The organism is Arthrobacter sp. SE2, assembly GCF_058244265.1.
Genome location: NZ_JBZAYA010000005.1, coordinates 1 through 18,966 on the forward strand (window position 1 = coordinate 1; position 18,966 = coordinate 18,966).

The 18,966-nt window shown below is 63.4% G+C and carries 14 protein-coding genes; 5 read left to right on the forward strand and 9 right to left on the reverse strand.

The window, feature by feature from the left end:
• Positions 1-98: 98 nt before the first annotated feature.
• The 6 genes from AC4CS3_RS08465 to AC4CS3_RS08490 form a co-directional block, all read right to left on the reverse strand.
• A complete protein-coding gene (locus AC4CS3_RS08465) occupies positions 99-3,284 on the reverse strand; it encodes an efflux RND transporter permease subunit (RefSeq protein ID WP_490783059.1) in 3,186 nt (1,061 codons plus the stop codon).
• A 1-nt stretch (position 3,285) separates the two neighbouring features.
• On the reverse strand, positions 3,286-3,750 hold the full coding sequence (locus tag AC4CS3_RS08470) for a hypothetical protein (RefSeq protein ID WP_490783060.1): 465 nt from the start codon (positions 3,748-3,750) through the stop codon (positions 3,286-3,288).
• The gene (locus AC4CS3_RS08475; protein WP_490783061.1) at positions 3,747-6,914 is read right to left on the reverse strand and encodes an efflux RND transporter permease subunit; all 3,168 of its coding nucleotides are present in this window, start codon (positions 6,912-6,914) and stop codon (positions 3,747-3,749) included. The genes AC4CS3_RS08470 and AC4CS3_RS08475 overlap by 4 nt, the downstream gene beginning before the upstream one ends.
• Positions 6,915-7,187: 273 nt before the next feature.
• The gene (locus AC4CS3_RS08480; RefSeq protein ID WP_490783062.1) at positions 7,188-8,180 is read right to left on the reverse strand and encodes a hypothetical protein; all 993 of its coding nucleotides are present in this window, start codon (positions 8,178-8,180) and stop codon (positions 7,188-7,190) included.
• A 422-nt stretch (positions 8,181-8,602) separates the two neighbouring features.
• The gene (locus AC4CS3_RS08485) at positions 8,603-11,368 is read right to left on the reverse strand and encodes a PAS domain S-box protein (protein WP_490783063.1); all 2,766 of its coding nucleotides are present in this window, start codon (positions 11,366-11,368) and stop codon (positions 8,603-8,605) included.
• A 140-nt stretch (positions 11,369-11,508) separates the two neighbouring features.
• On the reverse strand, positions 11,509-12,399 hold the full coding sequence (locus AC4CS3_RS08490) for a ribonuclease Z (RefSeq protein ID WP_490783064.1): 891 nt from the start codon (positions 12,397-12,399) through the stop codon (positions 11,509-11,511).
• Positions 12,400-12,503: 104 nt separating this feature from the next.
• On the opposite strand from AC4CS3_RS08490, the gene AC4CS3_RS08495 reads away from it, so the two are divergent.
• Positions 12,504-13,478, forward strand: coding sequence for a dienelactone hydrolase family protein (locus tag AC4CS3_RS08495; protein WP_490783065.1), 975 nt, complete (start codon positions 12,504-12,506; stop codon positions 13,476-13,478).
• Between the two features lie 33 nt (positions 13,479-13,511).
• Here AC4CS3_RS08495 and AC4CS3_RS08500 read toward each other — a convergent pair whose 3' ends face one another.
• From AC4CS3_RS08500 to AC4CS3_RS08510, 3 genes are all read right to left on the reverse strand, one after another.
• The gene (locus tag AC4CS3_RS08500) at positions 13,512-14,039 is read right to left on the reverse strand and encodes an LGFP repeat-containing protein (RefSeq protein ID WP_490783285.1); all 528 of its coding nucleotides are present in this window, start codon (positions 14,037-14,039) and stop codon (positions 13,512-13,514) included.
• The gene (locus AC4CS3_RS08505; RefSeq protein ID WP_490783066.1) at positions 13,937-15,124 is read right to left on the reverse strand and encodes a polysaccharide deacetylase family protein; all 1,188 of its coding nucleotides are present in this window, start codon (positions 15,122-15,124) and stop codon (positions 13,937-13,939) included. Before AC4CS3_RS08505 ends, AC4CS3_RS08500 begins: the two co-directional genes overlap by 103 nt.
• A gap of 117 nt (positions 15,125-15,241) precedes the next feature.
• Complete coding sequence (locus tag AC4CS3_RS08510; RefSeq protein ID WP_490783067.1) at positions 15,242-16,372, reverse strand: PDDEXK nuclease domain-containing protein; 1,131 nt, start codon at positions 16,370-16,372, stop codon at positions 15,242-15,244.
• A 188-nt stretch (positions 16,373-16,560) separates the two neighbouring features.
• Between AC4CS3_RS08510 and AC4CS3_RS08515 the strand changes: the two genes are divergently transcribed.
• The 4 genes from AC4CS3_RS08515 (at position 16,561) to AC4CS3_RS08530 (ending at position 18,923) form a co-directional block, all read left to right on the forward strand.
• Entirely contained in the window at positions 16,561-16,755 is a 195-nt protein-coding gene (locus tag AC4CS3_RS08515; RefSeq protein WP_236811241.1) for a DUF1918 domain-containing protein, read from the forward strand.
• Between the two features lie 67 nt (positions 16,756-16,822).
• Positions 16,823-17,311 carry a DedA family protein gene (locus AC4CS3_RS08520; RefSeq protein ID WP_490783068.1) on the forward strand — a complete coding sequence of 163 codons (489 nt, stop codon included), beginning with the start codon at positions 16,823-16,825 and terminating at the stop codon, positions 17,309-17,311.
• 32 nt (positions 17,312-17,343) lie between these two features.
• Entirely contained in the window at positions 17,344-18,147 is an 804-nt protein-coding gene (locus AC4CS3_RS08525) for a thioesterase family protein (protein WP_490783069.1), read from the forward strand.
• A complete protein-coding gene (locus AC4CS3_RS08530) occupies positions 18,147-18,923 on the forward strand; it encodes a lipoate--protein ligase family protein (RefSeq protein WP_490783070.1) in 777 nt (258 codons plus the stop codon). Before AC4CS3_RS08525 ends, AC4CS3_RS08530 begins: the two co-directional genes overlap by 1 nt.
• Positions 18,924-18,966: the final 43 nt, after the last annotated feature.

Genomic DNA, 18,966 nt, shown 5'->3' on the forward strand with positions numbered 1-18,966 from the left:
TCCAGGCTGTCCTTCGATCCATACCCTCAGCATCGCAGGAGGCACCGACAATTTAATATTGGCGCCGCTGGGCGCGTGCGCGAGGCAGACACACTCGGCTAACTATGTTCCTGCGCTCGGGAAGGAACCATTCGCCTGAATCCCCGGAAAAGGAAGGTGAGTCCCCTCCGTGAAGCTCCGCTCGGGATGGACGCTGCTTTTGCGAAGCGGAGGTAGAGCGAAGGAACAATGAACAAATTGAGCAGTGTGGACGTGACCAGCCCGCCCAGAATGACCACGGCCATGGGGTGTTCGATTTCATGGCCCGGGATGTTGCCCATGACTACTAAGGGCACAAGGGCAAGTCCGGTAGCCAAGGTGGTCATGAGGATCGGGGAAAGCCGTTCCGCAGCCCCGCGCATCACGAGGGCGCGGCCGAAGGCTTCGTCCTCGTTCCTTTCCAGATGCTGGCAGTGGCTGATGAGCAGGATTCCGTTGCGGGCTGCGATGCCCATGACCGTGAGGAACCCGACGAGTGAGCCGAGCGAGAGGACCCCGCCGGTGATGTAGGCGGCGAAAACTCCGCCGACCAAGGCTATGGGGAGTGTCAGCAGCGCGAGTAGGGCCAGCCGCCAACTCCGGAACGATGCCTGCAGTAACAGGAAGATCAGGGCTAGGGCCGCTATGGCGAAAATCGTCAGGCGTTCGGTGGCCGCCTGGCGTTCCGTGTACTCACCGAGGAGTTGGACGCTGTAACCCGGCGGCAGTTTCATCTCTTCGAGGCGTTCCTGTAGCGTGCGGACAACGGTCCCGAGGTCCGCCCCCTGATCGATAAAGGAACCGACCTCCACGCGGCGGGATCCGTTGGTGCGGTCAATGAGGTTGGGTGTCGATTGCACACTGACAGCGGCGACGTCGGCCAGCCGGACACGCTGTCCGCTGGGGGTGTCGAGCGGCAGTTCCTCGATGCTGGTGACGCTGGCGCGGGTCTCCGGTGTGCTCCAGACTTGGACGTCATAGGCGCGTCCGTCCCTGAATACGTCGCCTACTTCTTCCCCGGCCACGAGTGTCGCGGCTGCCCGCCTGACGTCGCCGGGTTTCAGCCCGTACTTTTGCGCCGCGGCAAGATCCACCTTGACCGTGATCTGCGGCACCTCGACTTCCAGGGAAATGTGGGGTTCATTGGTGCCCTGGATGTGGTCAAGGATGGATTTGATCTTCTGGGCCTGATCCCGAAGCACGTTGAGGTCATCCCCGTAGACCCGGACCAGGATTGGTTCGCTGGAGCCGGTCAGGACCTCTTCGATTCTCTCTTTCAGGTAGGTCTGGACGTCGCGGTGTAGGCCCGGATAGCCGTCGACAACCTCCTGGACAGCTGCCACCGTTTTATCGTAGTCAGCGTGGCGGTCGATGCTGATCCAGTTTTCCCCGGCGTTGACGCCGACAATCTCGTCTGCGGTGAATGCTTGGCCTATGTGGGTACCACAGTTCAGGACTCCGGGCACCTTGAGGAGCTCCTCACAGCCCCTCTGTGAGATGCGGTATTCCTCCGCTGCCGAAGTGCCGGGCTCTGAGACCCAGTGCATGAGGAAGTCCCGTTCCTTGAAGGTGGGGAACAAGGACTGGCCCAGCAGGGGAGCGACCACCAGGCCCGCCAAGGCGACGGCACCGAAACCGGCGTAGCCGTAGCGGGGCCGGTTCATGGTCCGGGACAAGGCGGCGTGATATCCGCGTTTGAGCACCCGGACCAGGGGAGGGTCACGCTGCTCCAGTTTCGCCTTGCCGAGCAGAATCAGTGCCAGTGCCGGTGTCACGGTCAGCGCGACCAGCATCGAGGCGAGGACGGCCAGGGTATAGGAGACAGCCAGCGGCCGGAAAAAGACGCCGGTCAGTCCGTCGAGGAAGAAAATGGGAACGGCCGCGACGACGATGATCAGGGTCGCGTAGACAATGGGACTTCGCATTTCCAAGGAGGCCCTGAGCACCACCGAGGCCGTTGGTTCCCCGCTGCCCATGGCCCTATGTTGCTTGAGCCGGCGCATGATGTTTTCGACGTCGATGATCGCGTCGTCGACGACCACACCCACTGCGATGACTAGCCCGGCCAGGACCATGGTGTTGATGGAGCTCGCTGTGTAGTACAGCACGAGCGCCGCCGTCAGGAGGGAGAGCGGAATGGCCACGAGACTGATCAGCGCGGTGCGCCACTGGAAGAGGAAGGCGCCGAGGATCATGACCACCAGCAGGCAGCCAAGGAGCAGGGCGAGGCTCAGGTTGGAAATCGCCTCCTCGATGAAGCTCGCCGGACGGAAAATGGTGGTGTCAAAGGTGATTCCACTCAACCCTGGCTGGAGATGGCGGAGGGCGTCCTCAACTCCTTTGGTCACATCGAGGGTGTTTCCCCAAGGAAGCTTTTCGACGATAAGCATGAGCCCGTGACCGTTGTTGATGACCGCGTCGCCGATGAGCGGCTGGTGGTCCTCCACGACCTTGGCCACGTCGCCCAGATGAAGCGCAACGCCGTCCTTTTCCCTGATGGTGACCTGTGCCAGATCCTCGGGGCTGGAAACCGCCTGGACATGCTGGACGCCCATTCTCTGGTTCGGACTATCAATGAAGCCTCCCGTGCCGATGAACCGGCCGGGGGAATACTTCAGCAGTCCGGCGTCCACGGCTCCGGCGGTGACCTCCATGACCTCGTTGAGCGAAACGTTTTCAGCCTTCAGCCGGTCTGGCTGCACCTGGACCTGCAGCATCTGGAGCCGTTCACCCCAGATGGCGACATTGGCCACCCCGGGCACCCGGAGCAACCGGGCTCGGATCGTCCAGTAGGAGAGCATGGACATCTCGATGAGGGACCGGTTGGAGGAGGTCATGCCGATCTTCATCACGCGGCTCGTCGACGACAAAGGCTGAAGCATGACCGGCGGTGCTGCCCAGGTGGGCAGGGCGGAGGTCACTGCCGCCATCCGTTCAGAGACCACCTGGCGGGCGTTCAGCAGATCGGTACCCTGCTTGAAGACGAGCACAATCGAGGACAGCTGGGGCACGGACTTGGAGCGCAGCTCATCAAGGCCGGGCATGCCGCTCAGGGAAGCCTCGATGGGGACGCTGACCAGCTCTTCCACTTCCTGCGCAGTCAGGCCGAGGCAGGCCGTTTGGATTTCCACGCGCGGGGGCGCGAATTCCGGAAAGACATCGATGGACGCTGAGCTCAACTGTACGGAGCCCAACAGCATCACCGCGCAGGCCAGTGCAACAACCACCGTCCTGAATTTGAGGCTGATGCCTATGATCCAACGCATCTCAGTGGGCCGTATCGAATTCCTCGCCGAACAGCTCCTCGGCCCCCAACGTCACCACAACCGTGCCGACCGGCGGACCGTCCTTCAGCAAGGCGGCTTCGCCGGCGATTCGCTCGACGCTTACGGCCTGGCGGACATACACGCGTACGTCCGGATTTGTGTAGACCCAGGTCCTGCCTTGGCTGTCGTACAGGATCGCCCCGTACGGGACTGTCAGCTTCCCCTGCGGACCCGACGCCGCCATCCCGGTCTTCAGCCCAAGGCGTTCGACGGCGCGTTCCGTCAGGGTGATGCGGTGCAGGTCCGTCCCCGGGACATCTTCCAGGGTGGCAGGGGTGTCTGCGGCAGGCACGGCCTCGGCTTGCGGCTGGGAACAGGCCGGCAGCGACAGCGTCAGGAACGCGGCCACCACCAGGGCGACCAGGACCTTGGTGATGTGGCCCCGTCGGGAAGCTAACTTTTTCATGGTGTGTCCTCGCTCTGTGCCCGGAGCAGCGAATCGTTCCGGCGTGCGGTCCTGGGCGCCCGTTCCGGTCCGAATCGAAGCAACAGTGCGGGCAAAACAAATAGCAGGAAAAGAGTCGTGGTCAGCAGGCCGCCCCAGATGATGACGGCGAGCGGTTGGATGATTTCCGTTCCGACCACGCCACCGATGAGCACGAGCGGCAGCAGGGCAAGAGCCGTGATCAGGGCTGACATCAGCACGGGCATCAACCGGTCCCGCGCGCTTCGGATCACGAGCGCGGGTCCATAGGCCGCGCTGTCCTCGGACGTCAATCTTCGGACGTGCCGTATCAGCAGAATGGAACCACGCACGGCGATGCCCAGGACGGCAGAGAAAGCAGGAAGCGAGATCAAGGAGTTGATTCCGCCCGTCATCCCTGCCGCGAGCACCCCGCCCGAAAGTGCCGCAATAAGGCCCAGGAAGACGGTCGCACCTAGGCGCCAGCTCCCGAGCGCGGTCTGGAGGAGCACGAGGATTCCGGCCGCAGCGACCGCCGCCAGGAGCCACAGCCACCGAGCGCTGTTTTGCTGCTCTGCGTACTGGGTGAGGATTTCCGCATGGTAGGAGAGCGGGAACTGAAGCTGTTGGAGGCCCTTCTCGATGTCCTGCTGCACGTCGTTGAGAGCGCGCCCCTGAATTTCAGCCTTCACGTCGACCCGGCGCGAGGTGTCATCGTGCAGGATGACCGCCTCGTTCCCGACGATGTTGACCTGGGCAACGTCGCCGAGGCGTACATGCCCGCCGCCGGGGGTGTCGATCAGCAGCTCGCGGACGCTGGTGAGGCTGTTCCTGGTGGACGGGGTTCCTTTGACGATCACCGAGAAGACTTTTTGTTGCTGGTAGATGTTGCCGACTTCGATCCCCTGCAGCAGGGCAGCGGCCGCGCGCCTGACGTCGCCGGGGATGACGCCGGCCTTCTGGGCCGCGGCCAGGTCAACCTGGACTTCCACGATTGGTTGTTGCGCGGGCGCGTCGACATGGGGATTGACGACGCCGCCGGTCCGGGCCAGGATCTGCCGCACTTCCTCGGCCTTCTGGCGGAGCGTGGCCATATCCAGGCCGTAAACCCGGACGGTGAATCCGGGGTCGGAGGCCTGATGGATCTGGTCGATCTTCTCCTGCGGATACGTGGATACTTTGCTGGTCAACCCCGGATACCCATTTACCACGTGCTGGACGGCCGCCGCCGTGTCGCGGTAGGAGGCCTCCGCGGAAACTGTTACCCAGAGCTCCCCGGCGCTGATGTCACCCACCTGGTCCGAGGTGATGGCGCGCCCGACGTGTCCCCCCACATTGGCGACGCCGGGAAGTGCCCGGAGCTCTTGGGCAGCCGCATCAGTGATCCGGCTCATTTCCTGGTCTGATGTGCCAGCAATCGCATTCCACTGCACCACGAGGGTCCTGTCCGGCAGGACGGGCACGGTCGGCTGGCCGGTGGCCAGCTGGGGCGCGAGGGCAAGTCCGGCGACGGCGATGGCCGCGGCGCCCGCGAATACCCACCGGGCCTTTCCCGCCACCCGGCCCAGGGTGCGGCGGTATCCGCTGTGAACCCGGCCCAGGGTGCGTCCTTCCCTTGCGGTGGTCCGGCTGACGGGCAGGACGAAGACCAGTGCCGCGGTGACAGTCAGCGCCACGATAATCGCGACAGCCAGGGTGAGCAGGTAGGAAAGGAGTAGCGGGCCGAAGAGCGCTCCGTCCTCGCCCGGTACGAAGAACACGGGCAGCACCGACAACGCCATGATCAGGAAGGAGTAGAGAATCGGCGTTCGCACTGCCCGCAGGGACCCCGTCACCAAGGTGCCGCTCGACTCCGCGACGCCGGGCCCGACGCCGGATCCGACGCCGGCCCTGCCAGCGCGGACAGCGCCATTGAGGTCTTCGGCGACGTCTCCGACGATGACGGCCAAGGCCAGGATCATGCCCGCGAGGACCATGGTGTTCATCCCGTTGCCCGTCAGATACAGCACCAAGGCCGCCGCCGTCAGTGAGACCGGAATCGTGACCAGGCTGATGATCGCGGTTCGCCAGGATCGGAAGAACGCTCCAAACATGGTGACTATCAGCAGCAGCGAGGCAATCAGTGCGACACCAAGCGTGCCGACCTCTTCCTGGATGAACGCTGCTTGTCGGTAGACAGTGGTATCGATCGTGACGCCGGACAGCCCGGGCTGGAGGGCATGGAGCGCATCATCGATGCCCCGGGTCACATCCCTCGTGTTCGTCTCCGGGAACTTCTCGATGACCAGGAGCAATTCGGCATCCTTGCCGGAAAGTGCATCCCCGATCAGCGGCTGGTGATCGGTCACGACGTGGGCGACATCGCCCAACACCAGTTTTCCGGCCGGCCCCTCCAAGCTGACTTGGCCCAGATCCTCGGGCGTGGTGATCGGCAGGACGTGCTGAACTCCGAGCCGCTGGTGGCCGGTCTCCAGAAAACCGCCGGTGCCGGGTGTGGACGCCTCAAGGTAACTCAAAGGCGACACCCACACGGCGTTGCCCGTGGTAGTAATGACCTCGTCCAGCGTCACGCCCTTGGACTCAAGTTCCCCAGGATCGACCAGGACCTGCAGTTGCTGGTCGCGGAGGCCCCAAATAGCCACGTTCGCGACGCCGGGCACCGCCAAGAGGCCGGGCTTCATGGTCCAGCGGGCCAGAACAGACAGGTCAATGGCGGACAACTCTTTGGAGGTCAGCCGAATCATCATGACCCTGCTCGTCGATGAGAGCGGCTGCATCAGGACGGGCGCGGCAGATACGTTCGGCAACGCGCGTGCCTGGGTCAGACGTTCAGACACAAGCTGGCGGGCCCGAAAAAGGTCGGTCCCAGGCTTGAACACCATCTGGATCGATGAAAGGCCCGGGACGGATCTGGAATGAATGGCTTCCACCCAGGCCACACCGTTCAACAGGTCCGCCTCCATAGGGGAAGTGATCAGCTGTTCAACTTCCGCGGCGGAGAGCCCCAGGGCCTCAGTCTGGATTTCAACCTGTGGAGGGGCGAATTCCGGGAAAGCATCCACTGCCATGCCCGGCAGGCTCGCGAAGCCGAAACCCAGGATTCCCACTGCCAATGCCAGGACCAGAAACCGGAACTGGAGTACCCACCGGAGAATCGTGCTCATCATGGCCGGTCACCCGGTTCTTGGGGTGGGACGGTGGAGAAACCGTAGCGGGGAGGAGACACCCCGGAATCGACGTCCGGTGAGTGCCTGCTGAAAAAGTTAGATCCCCGGTACCTGCCCACCACGCCGCTCCTTGGAACAGTGCCAAAGCGCCCCCAGACGTGTACGTCAATAATGAGCCTCGGGCAAACCCCGGGTCAACGCTCAGTGCAAGGATTCTCAGGATAATGACAGGAAATTTTCCGTCTTTTCATAATTGATAGTGGTATGCGCGCACTAGCCAGCAGAGGCCGGCGTCGCAACCTCGGCGTGGGGCGTCGTGGCGTAAACACTTCCACTGACCTGGTAGGCGTGCCCGTCCAATTCCAGTGCCTGCCGATTGATCTCAGTCAACGCGGAGTCTGCGAGCGCCTCCGCTTTGACGAGGTCCAACGACTCCTGGTCCACACCGCCAACCGCTGTCACTTTCACCAGCCCCGTGCCCGCTGAATAGAGCTTTTGCTGGTGGCCCACAGACGGTTCCAGCGGATTGTATTCATCAACAATCAACACATCGTCGTAGCACGCGGTGGGGACGCATACCCGCTCGTGCTGCTTGAAGACAGTTCCACAATCCAGGAAGCCCACGTCGGGTGCATGGGCCTGCACGTATCCCGGGGTACCGGTCACCGGCTGATCCTGCATGGCGATCCCTGCCTGGGCCTTGGAAATGCCGCTAATGAAAGTGCGGGGGGCGCCGGTGAAAGTGCCGTTCTCGTACTCTTCCGGATACTCCCCGAAGAGCCAGACCGCGCCCTTTGCCGTCTGGGCGAAGAAGGCCAGTTCGGACTCCACGAGCTGCCCGTCGAAGTAGTCCCGGTCCCACATCACGAGGGTCTTCACGCCGTCTATTACCTTTGTCAGTCCGGTCACGGAGTGGACCACCGTGCGCTCCGAGGTGCCATCGGCACTCTTCACCGTGCCCTTCGTCGTGTACTGCATGCCGGGCTTCAGCGGAAACCACTTGTTGTCAATCCTGGGCGTCAACTGGAAGGCGGAGCGGTCATAGTGGATGGCGGACCCTGCCCCGCAGAACTCCGCGGCGTCCGACGTCACTGTCGCGGTCGCCGTCGGCGAGGCAGATCCCGACGTCGGCCCTGTCGGCGTCCCGCTCGACGTGGCCGGGGAAGGCGTACCGCTTGGCCCGGAACACGACGCCACCGCGGACATTGCCAGAACCAGCACGAATGCGGATCCCAACGCTGTTAGTCGTTTGCTTGGCTGGAACATCTCGGCGTCCTTTCACAACAGGCTGATGAAAGGAGGACCGGAACAGTGCGAGAGAGTTTTCATGCCGCACCGCCCACGGTCCAACATTTCTCAATTGTGCTCCGGCAGGCGCAGAAAAAGAACAGACGCCGCACAAACCTGATGAGGCGAGCTTGGATTCCTGTGGGCAACCCCGGGGGGCCGGCGGCGTCTGGGGTAGAGAGCCCCGAGCCCCGGGCTCCAGGGGCACTCCCGCCGTCGGCCCCGTCCAACGCCGGTCCCGGAGGGCCGGCTGGTCTGTCTCAAGCCGCGGATGTATTCCTGTGTTAATTCAACATCTTTCCAGGCCCTGAAGCACGAGTGCCGCCTACTCGTTTTCCAAGGTACGCGCGGCCACACACGCGGAGAGCCCTACGTAAGCAGGGCTTTCTCCGCGTCCACGGTCATCGCGTCCTAGATCCCTCCCGCCGGGGAACCCACCGGTTCAGGGCCGCATCCAGGGCAGCCAGATCGACCGGTTTGCTGAGGTAATCATCCATGCCGGCTGCGAGGCAGCGCTCGCGGTCTTCGTCCTGAGCTCCGGCGGTCATGGCGATGATGGGCAAGCGCGCGCTGCCGTTTTCCCTCGCTCGAATGCTCCTGGTGGCCTCGAAGCCGTCCATGACGGGCATGTGGCAATCCATGAGCACAGCCGCATAGGAGCGGGCGGCGATGGCGGAGACTGCCTCGGCGCCATCGGCAGCCAGCTCGGCTTCGTAGCCCAGTTTGGCAACCATTTCACGGGCGACGAGCTGGTTCACCTCGTTGTCCTCCACTACAAGGATCCTTCCTTTGGAAGGCCTGGCCGGCCTCGGGGGCCGTTCACGTGCGAACGCCGGCCTGGTCGCTGGCTTGCCAGTTACCAGCCGGATCAGGCGGTCGTAGAGTTCGGAGCCGCGTACAGGTTTCGTGAGCCATTCCCGGATTCCCGCATCAGTCATATCGGTCTTGGATACCTGGGGCGCGGACGTCAGCATCATGAGCCGGAGGCCCCGAAGCCCGGGATCGCTCGAGAGCCCGTAAGCAAGCTCAAGGCCGTCCATGTCCGGCATGCACATGTCGAGCATGGCAACGTCGAAGGGCTTCCCTGCGGCGGCCGCCGCCCGCAACCGGTCGAGTGCCGTGCGCGCGTCGGCAACCGCGTCCGGCCGCAGCCCCCATGTGTTCAATTGCGATTCCAACACGAACCTGTTGGTGGCATTATCGTCGACGACCAACACGCGCAGACCCGCCAGCAGGCTCGGGACCGGACGCTCCGGAATCGGCCCAGGTTCCGTAGTCAGCGGCAATCGGAGAGAGAACCAGAACGTGCTTCCCTCGCCAGGGGTACTGTTCAAACCGATGTCCCCGCCCATCACTTCCGTCAGCCGACGGCAGATGGCCAGCCCCAGCCCGGTTCCACCGTACCGACGCGTGGTGGAGGCATCCGCTTGGGAGAACGAATCGAACAAGCGCAAATGATCCGCAGCGTGGATACCAATACCGGTATCGCTGACCTCGAATCGCACAAGCGCGGTTCTTGCGTCCTGGTCCTCTACGTTCACCCGGATGGCGACTTCACCGGACGCAGTGAACTTCACGGCGTTCGAAGCCAGGTTCAACAGGATCTGCCGGATCCGGCCGGCATCACCAGCCAGCTGTGCGGGAACATCGGGGTGGCAGTACGCGATGAGTTCCAGGCCCTTGCCCTGAGCTGCTTCGGCCAGGAGCGAGGCGACTTCCTCCATCAGGTACTGCGGATCGAAGGAGGTGATGTCCAGGTCGATCTTCCCCGCTTCCAACTTCGAGAAATCCAGGATGTCGTTAATCAGGGTCAACAAAGCTCCGGCGGCAGTCTGAACCCCTTCGGCGTATTTGCGTTGTGTTTCATCCAGCGGCGTGTCCAACAAAAGCGTTGTCAGGCCTACGACTCCGTTCATGGGGGTACGGATCTCATGGCTCATCGTCGCGAGGAACTCGGACTTCAACCTGCTCGATTCCAGGGCCTCCTCCCGGGCGGCCAGCAGGTCAGCATCTGCGGCACGCCGGGCGGTTATGTCCTGGCCGATGGTCGCAATCCCGATGACTCCGTGTTCGCCTCGGATCGGGGAGACCGTCAGGGACACGGGCACGATGGACCCATCCTTGCGCATCCGGTCTGTCTCGAAGCTGTGGGCCTGTCCGCCATTCTGGACGGCGGCCAGCACTTCGTCCTCGGCCTGGAGGTAGTCCGGAATGAGGAGCCTGACGTTCTGCCCGGTCGCTTCAGCGGCAGTGTATCCGTACAGCTTCTCCGCCCCGGGGTTCCAGCTGGTGATGAGGCCCGCGGGCGTCATACCGATGATCGCGTCAGCCGAAGACTCAACGATGGCGGCCAGGCCCTCCACTTGGGCGAGCGCCTCCCGCGCCTGGTCCTGTGCGCGCTGACGTGAAGTGACGTCACGGAAACTCCAGACCCGTCCCACGATCTCATCACCGACCTGTTGGGGCCGGGAATACCGTTCAAACGTCCGCCCGTCACGGAATTCCAACATGTCCAGGCTCTCCGCCCCCGGATCGGCGTACAGTTCCTGGACCTTGCCTATGAAGCCATCAGGATCAGTGAGCTGGTCGAGGACGAAAGCCAACAGGCGGCCGTCGTCGTGGGACTCCAGGAGATCCGCGGGGATGCCCCACAACTCGGCAAATCGCTCGTTCGCCCCCGCGATAGTCCCGTCCGCCGCGACGACCAGAATGCCGTCGGCCGTGGACTCAAGGGTGGCACTGAGAAGGGAGAGGGCATCGCGGAGTTCGGCGTCAACGCGGACGTGGTCACTTACTTCCCGGATGGAGGCGACGAGTTGCATGCCCGGGGGGTCGCCTAGTGGAGCGAAGCTGACCTCAATGGGAAACTCTGTGCTGTCACGGTGGCGGCCGAACAGTTTCAGGTCCCTCCCGGCCCTGCGTACTCCAGGATCACGGGCAAAGAGATCCCGGATGGCGCCACCCTGGCCCTTGAACCGCGCCGGAAGCAGCATCTCATAGTGCTTGCCCAGCAGTTCGCTGCGCGAATAACCGAAGAGCTGCTCTGAATAGGCATTGCCGAACGTGATCTGACCGTCCGCGTCGATCACGAGCAAAGCATCCGGCACGGCTTCGACCAGGCCCCTGAAAGAGCCGACGCGATCCAGCGGCCGCATTTCGTTTGTCATTTCGGCCCCCAGAGCTGAATAGATGACAAGCCCGCCCACATCGGCGGACGCGTGGGTGTGCCGGTGTGGCACTCCCCACGGACAGATTATCCGGGAACCTACCTGAAAGCATCACAAAATTGCCGGGTACTTCGAGTCCCCTACAACCACCGCTGCCGCTTCGGGAAGGGAACCCGGTCCAGGTCGTTCGCGGCCATGACGGCAGCCGCGCCTGACCTCGCCCGGGCTTGCTCCGCCAGCAATCCGACGTCGGGATAGCGCGACGAGAAATGGGTAAGGATGAGCATGCCCGCTTCGGCAGTTGCAGCCAACGCCCCCGCCTGCCCGGCGGTGAGGTGGCGGTACTGCGCGGCGAGGGCGTCGTCGTCGTCGCTGAAAGTGGACTCAGCCACGAGAAGGTCAACGCCCTCGGCGAGTTCCTCAGCACCGTCACATGGCGCCGTGTCCATGACGAAGGCGAAGCTCTGTGCGGGCCTCGGCACGCTCACGTCTTCCAATCGCACGCCGCCCAGGCTCCCGTCCCGCTGCAGGAGGCTGATATCCGATCCGCTGATCCCCGCCGCCGCAAGCCGCTCCGGCAGGAGGCTGCGGCCCTCGGGCTCGACAACCCTGTAGCCGTAGGTCTCGATTCGATGGAGCAGCGGGCGCACCTCCACTCCTGCGGCGATAGGACCGGGTCCGCCGTGCGGATGAAGCCGAAGGTCGATGCCGGGGGACGCAACAGCCACGAGGGCGCGGATCATGTCCTCGCCGGACGCGGGATAGTGCAAGTGGATTGGATGCTCCACCCGGTCCAGCGCCATGCGCGAAAGTACGCCCGGCAGCCCGAAACAATGGTCGCCGTGGACATGGGTAATACAGATGCGCGTGATCTGGCTGGCCGAGACGCCGGCTTGGATCATCTGCCGCTGGGTGCCTTCTCCAGGATCGAAGAGCAGGCCCTCGCCATCCCAATGGAGCACGTATCCGTTGTGGTTGCGGGTCCTGGTCGGGACCTGGGAGGCGGTGCCGAGAACCACGAATTCACGCATGGAACCGAGTGTCTCATTACTTGGCGCCTACACCCACCATCCTGGCACCCTTGCCCGGTGACGGTCTTCGGAGGAGGATATGCGGCACACTCAGGAGGCCTGCCATGATCCAGCTCGGGAAATTTGAAAAGTACCTGGTCGAGGAATTCTTCGACGACTACCGCTCGGGCGACATGTCGCAGCGAGCGTTCATTCGCCGGCTCGCATTTATCACCGGGAGCATGGCCGCCGCCTCCTCGACGATGCTGCAGCTCGGATGTACTCCGGATGAGGTCCCGCGAAGCACCGATCCCATGCCGAGCCCCGAAGTTTCATCCGCCCCACCCGCGGCGACGGCGACTGCCGGGCCGGTACCGGGGGCGAAGAGTCCACTTTCCGTACCTGAGGGAGCCGCTGGCCTTGTGACCGCCACCGTCCGGTTCCCCGCCGGCGGAACCGGCATCAGCGCCTACCTTGCCAGGCCTGAGGGGGCAGATGCGGGACCGGCCGTGCTCGTCTGCCATGAGAATCGCGGACTTACCCCGCACATCCAGGACGTGGCCCGCCGGTTTGCCAAGGCCGGGTACGTTGCCTTGGCACCGGATCTCCTGAGTAGGGAGGGAGGCACACCGAGCGTGGATGCCGACGCCGTGCCCGGAGCGCTGACAAGGGCAGGGGCCGAGCGCCATGTTTCCGACTTTTCCGCGGCCTTCGATTACCTCCGGTCACTGGATTTCGTGGACGGGGAGCGGATCGCGATGAACGGCTATTGTTTTGGCGGCGGCATCACCTGGCAATCCGCGACCGAGATACCCAGCCTGAAAGCCACAGCGGCCTTCTATGGCCCCGCGCCCGAGCTGGACAAGGTTCCATCCATAAAACCGGCCGTCTTTGGAGTCTATGCCGAACTCGACCAGCGCATCACCGGCGCAATGCCGGCACTTCGGGATGCGCTCGAAGCCAACGACGTCCGCCACAATCTCACTGTCTATCCCGGCGTCGACCATGCCTTCCACAACGACACCAGCCAGCGGTACAACGAAACCCAGGCGACAGCCGCCTGGCAAGACATGCTGGCCTGGTTTGGCGAGCACGTCTGAGTCCACGCCCTGTTGCTTCCCTATTTCACTGCTTCAATTTGCGATGATAGTTGCGCCACGGGTTGGCGACCACGTGATCAAGCCTCCTTGGTAATTCTGGGTTATGGAACCACCCGCTGAGGCGTACTCCTCGCTTGTCGGGTAGCCCAGGCGGCCGTTTTCCCAGCCTTGGGAGGCCCAGGCGGCGTCGATGGCTGCCCTGGTGATGTGTGCGCCGGTGGCGGGTGACCAGTGGATCTGTCCGCCTTGGAATGCTTGGTAGGCGCCGCCGTTCTTGAGTCCGGTGATTTCATTCGTTATGGGGTAGCCCAGGTAGCCGTTTTCCCAGCCTTGGGAGGCCCAGGCGGCGTCGATGGCTGCCCTGGTGATGTGTGCGCCTGTGGCGGGTGACCAGTGGATCTGTCCGCCTTGGAATGCTTGGTAGGCGCCGCCGTTCTTGAGTCCGGTGATTTCATTCGTTATGGGGTAGCCCAGGTAGCCGTTTTCCCAGCCTTGGGAGGCCCAGGCGGCGTCGATGGCTGCCCTGGTGATGTGTGCGCCTGTGGCGGGTGACCAGTGGATCTGTCCGCCTTGGAATGCTTGGTAGGCGCCGCCGTTCTTGAGTCCANNGACCAGTGGATCTGTCCGCCTTGGAATGCTTGGTAGGCGCCGCCGTTCTTGAGTCCAGTGATCTCATCGGTGACAGGCAAGCCCAAGGGGCCGTTTTGCGATCCCTGTGCTGTCCACGCGGCGCCGATCGCTCCGCCCGTGGTGTGCCCGCCCGCTGGTGGCGGTGGCGGTGGTGGCGGCGCTGTCGACTGCCCCAAGGCCTGGGCGACGGTCCGGACCGATGTGGTTCCGTTGGCAGTCCGCGCAGCCAGCCAGGTGACGAACGTGTCAAAGAGCGTTGGGCTAATGGTCAGCGTGGGATCAGTTCCGACCGCGATGTGGTGGAAAGTCAACTCCAACCATCCGCCGGTGCTTTCGGCGTTGGTGACAAGGTCCTCCAGATTCTGGAGGGTCCATGTGCTGTCGACTTCGTCCGGGGCCTTGGTGACCAGGGGATTTGCCGGGGGAAGGGTCTCAGCGAACGGGCAGCTCGGGCAGCTGGCCGGCGAACGGATGTCGCCCAGCCCTCGTCCGCTGGCAAATCCACAGTTCTTTACCTCAGCTTGGACGGACGCATTTTCGGCGGCAAAAGGATAGGCGAAGTTGTTCACCTGGAAGCCCCAGCTTTCCAGCGTCGACTTGCCGTTGCAGATTTCAGCGCTTGCGGCTGCGGCGGTGAGCGTGGTCAGATCCGGGTGAGTAACTGTGTGGCCCCCGATCTCGTTGCCGTCGCCCGCGATGGTGTGCAGATTCGCCTGCGTGAGATAACCCGGGGTGCCGATCCAACTGGTGGTAATGAAGAAGGTTCCCACCAGCCCGTGGGCTTTCAACACCTGTTCGGCGGCAAGCTGGTTGCCGTTGCCGTCGTCGAAGGTCAAACTCACGATGGTGGGGGATGCTGCCCTCGCAGGAACGGCGACTCCGCTGAGGGCTCCTGCGGTGATCAGCAGGGCACCCAAGACGGCGACGATCCGCTTGTACTTTTTCGGGTTGTTTATCCGACGAAACCCGGCCGCTCGTGGGCCTTGCTTCCTGAAACGCTGATCCAAGCTGCGCATGGCTCCTCCACGAGACGAGGGCCCCCAGGCGGCGTATGAATGTAGGGTACGCCTTCAATCGCGCAGGTTGAACCTAAAAAACGGGCAGCGGCCGAATTCACAGCTTGCGTTCAGGTTCTACGGCAGGCCACGTCCCGCGGCCGCGACGTTTGCCGGTTCGTCAGCCAGTTCGGCCTCAAGGAGTTCGATGCTTGGCAGGCTTGAGGCGAGTTCCTCCGGCAGCGATTCGATGATTTTGCTTTGCCACTCCGACACGCCGATGGGCAGGTTGATTCCCCGCAACGCGTACTCGGCCACCACGTTGTTTTTCTCTTTGCAGAGCAGGAGCCCGATGGTTGGCTTGTCATCGGGATGCGCCAGAAGATCGTCCACGGCTGACATGTACATGCCTAGCTGGCCGACAAATCCAGGCTCGAACTTCACCGCCTTGAGCTCGATCACAACATAGCAGCGGAGCTTCAAGTGATAGAAGAGGAGATCGGCGAAGAACTCATCGCCGTTGATTTCCAACCTGACCTGCTCGCCGACAAAGGCGAACCCTTGGCCCAGTTCCAGGAGGAACTTCTCCACATGCTGGACGAGCTGAAGCTCCAGCTCCCGCTCGCTGCGGCGGTCAGTCATGGCGACGAAGTCGAACACATACGGGTCCCTGGTGGCTTGTTGGGCAAGGTCCGAGTCCGCCGGCATCATGGTGGTTTTGAAATTGGTAATCGCTTGCCCGGAGCGCTCGTGGAGGCGCGTTTCGATCTGATGGGCAAGAACGTTGCGCGACCATCCGTGTTCGACGGCGGCCGCCGCGTACCAGAGGCGGGTCGCGGCGTCGTCGAGCTTCTCAAGCAGCGCGATCTGGTGGTACCAGGGCAATGTTGCAAGCGGCGCTTGCAACATTGGGAACTCCGGCCAAGCCTGGGCGAAAGTCTTCATGTAGCGGAGGTTCCGTGGCGAGAATCCCTTGGAACCAGGGAACCGGGCCTGTACGTCCGCCGATAGGCGGGTGACGACTTTGGAGCCCCAGCCCTGCTCTGATTCCCGCTGTGCCAGGTGCCGGCCGATGGACCAATAGGAGGCAAGCAGAGCCTTGTTCGCTGCGGAAATGGCCCGTGAACGTCCCGCGCCGACCTCCTTTGAGACACTGGCAAGCAGTTCGGGGTACCAGTCCGGCATGGAGGTGCGCGCGGGAGGAGCCGCGAACGACGCCGTTGCTGCCGCCGTCGTGGCCTGTTCCGGTTTCAGTTCTTGACTTTGCACTGGCTGCCCTCTTCTGTAGCGACTATGTACGGCGACGCGGTTTGTCAGCCATGTCGTCAAACGTAGGGGAGGGGGCTGACAGTTTAGGCGCTGCGACGCGCCACTGCCCGGCCAATTGGATGGGCCACCTGCGGCCTGTTCCCACGGCGGCCCAACACTCGTAATCTGAATGCTGGGAGGTGGTTCCTGTGGAAGCAGCCCAGGGAGATCGGATCATCATTCATGGCAGGACGGTCGGGGCGGCCGACCGGCACGGCGAGATCATCGAAGTCCGCGGTGCAAACGGTGCGCCGCCGTATTTCGTGCGTTTTGACGATGGCCACGAGACCATCCTGTATCCGGGTGGTGATTTCACGATCGACCGCGCAGTCGGGAGTTCGTAACTCGCGGACCGGCCGCCGCGTTCAGCTAAGGTAAGACTTAGCTGCGGAGACGACCGGGGAGGGACGCGTGGACCAGATCCTGGACCTGCCCTTTGAAGTGGCGCTTGTGGTACTCTTCGCCATCGTGATGGTCCGGGTCAACACGACGTACTGGATCGGCCGCGGCGCGGCGGCTGGACTCGAACGCACGCGTTTCGCACGCGCCTTGCATCGCCCCAAAGCCGGCAAAGCACAGGCCTTGATTCAGCGCTTTGGCCCCTACGCCGTCGTGCTGACCTTCCTGACAATCGGGCTCCAGACCGCCGTGAACCTGGCTGCCGGGGCTGCGAGAATGCCGCTCAGCCGGTATCTCCCTGCGGCAATCGTTGGCTCGGGCATCTGGGCCCTCGTCTACGCGACCATCGGCCTGGCGGCGATAGATGCCTGGTTCGCTGTCATGGCGGCCTCCCCTTTGGGTGCCGCTCTCCTGCCCCTCTCAGTAGCCGGACTGGCAGTCTGCCTGGTCATGCGGCGTCGACGTCGAACGGCTGTGGCGCCAGAAGATACAGTGGTCTGAGTTCCATTACCGGACCGGCGAAAGGGCAGGCGTTGAGTATTGAGCTTCCGGACCTTGCGGAAGGCGACTTCTACTACGAATCGCTCGGGAATGGGCGGTTCCGCTCAACCATCCACGCCCAGGGCGCATGGAATCCGCACGAGCAGCACATGGCGCCCGCATCGGGCATTATGGCTGATGCCCTGCTCCGCCATGAGCCCCGCGACGACGTCCGGATGGCGCGCCTCAGCTACGAAATCCTTGGATTGATCCGGGGCGGCGAATTCGAAATCACCACGGCCACGGTCCGCCCCGGCAGAACCATTGAACTGATCCAGGCGGAACTCTCGGCGGCAGGACGCGTGGCTATCCGGGCCACCGCCTGGCGCATGGCAACCAGCGACACGAGTGCCGTCGCCGCTATTGAAGACGTTGAAATGCCGGCCCCGGACGAATGCAAGCTGTGGGACGGTGCGAGCGTGTGGCCGGGTGGCTACATCCGGTCCTTGGAAATGCGGATAGCGGAAGGACACCGGGCAGGCTCGGGCAAAGTCTGGATCCGTACGGAGCATCCCCTCACCGATGCGGCGGACAGCCGCGATGTCGCGAGGCTCATTGGACTCGTGGACACAGCCAACGGTATTGCCGCGCGCGTTTCGCCGGGCAAGAACAGCTACATCTTTCCCAACCTTGACCTGCAGATCCACATGTACCGTGAACCTGAGGGCGAATGGCTCGGCCTGGACAACATGGTCTCATTCGGCAATGACGGCATCGGCCTGACGTCCACGGTGCTTCACGACATCAGCGGCCCCTTCGGCCGCGCGGAGCAGATCCTCACGTTGAGGAAAAGCTGATGGTTGAGGACCTCGCCCGGACACAGCGCACGCTCACGGTGGTGCGCCAGGAAGAGTCGCTCGGCGTCGCTGATGACCTGGACTTCGGGATCGAGCTCCTCAACCGTGCCCGCAGGGGGCTTCTGGCGCCGACGCTGCGGTTGTACCGGCCCCGCCCGACCGTGGCGTTCGGGCAACGCGATGCCAAGCTGCCGGGATTCCAGGCCGCGTCCGAGGCTTGCCGGGACCTCGGTTTCGAACCGTTGATCCGCAAGGCCGGAGGCCGGGCAGCGGCCTACCACCGGGGCACCTTGGTGATCGACCACGTGGAGCCGCACGCCGACGCGATTGCCGGGGCGAAGGCCCGTTTCTCCCTCTTTGGCGAGCTCCTCGCGGGTGCGCTCCGCCGCGTCGGCGTTCAGGCCGCCGTCGGGGAGATCCCCGGCGAGTACTGCCCCGGTGAGTTCAGCGTCCACGGCCTGGATCCGGATTTTCCAACACACCAGATCAAGCTGGTCGGCACCGCCCAGAGGGTGGTCTCCGGGGGATGGCTGTTCAGTTCGGTGATCGTCGTCGAGAACTCCGCACCCATCCGTGAAGTCCTCACTGCCAGCTATGGCGCCCTCGGACTGGAGTGGGATCCGGCCACGGCCGGGGCGGCCAACGACCTTTTGCCGCAGCTGGACGTACCCGCAGTGGAGGACGCCGTCGTCGCGGCTTACGCAGAATACGCCGAACTCATCGACGGCGATTTCCAGAGCCTGCTCCCTGTGACGAGCACCAGCACGCCGTTGTAGACGAATACCACCAGGACTACGCTTGAGGCCACAACCAAGTGGA

Bases quoted from the DNA above. Each gene is read 5' to 3' on its own strand.
- AC4CS3_RS08465 (WP_490783059.1), bottom strand. From the start codon at position 3,284: ATGCGTTGGATCATAGGCATCAGCCTCAAATTCAGGACGGTGGTTGTT.
- AC4CS3_RS08470 (WP_490783060.1), bottom strand. From the start codon at position 3,750: ATGAAAAAGTTAGCTTCCCGACGGGGCCACATCACCAAGGTCCTGGTC.
- AC4CS3_RS08475 (WP_490783061.1), bottom strand. From the start codon at position 6,914: ATGATGAGCACGATTCTCCGGTGGGTACTCCAGTTCCGGTTTCTGGTC.
- AC4CS3_RS08480 (WP_490783062.1), bottom strand. From the start codon at position 8,180: ATGTTCCAGCCAAGCAAACGACTAACAGCGTTGGGATCCGCATTCGTG.
- AC4CS3_RS08485 (WP_490783063.1), bottom strand. From the start codon at position 11,368: ATGACAAACGAAATGCGGCCGCTGGATCGCGTCGGCTCTTTCAGGGGC.
- AC4CS3_RS08490 (WP_490783064.1), bottom strand. From the start codon at position 12,399: ATGCGTGAATTCGTGGTTCTCGGCACCGCCTCCCAGGTCCCGACCAGG.
- AC4CS3_RS08495 (WP_490783065.1), top strand. From the start codon at position 12,504: ATGATCCAGCTCGGGAAATTTGAAAAGTACCTGGTCGAGGAATTCTTC.
- AC4CS3_RS08530 (WP_490783070.1), top strand. From the start codon at position 18,147: ATGGTTGAGGACCTCGCCCGGACACAGCGCACGCTCACGGTGGTGCGC.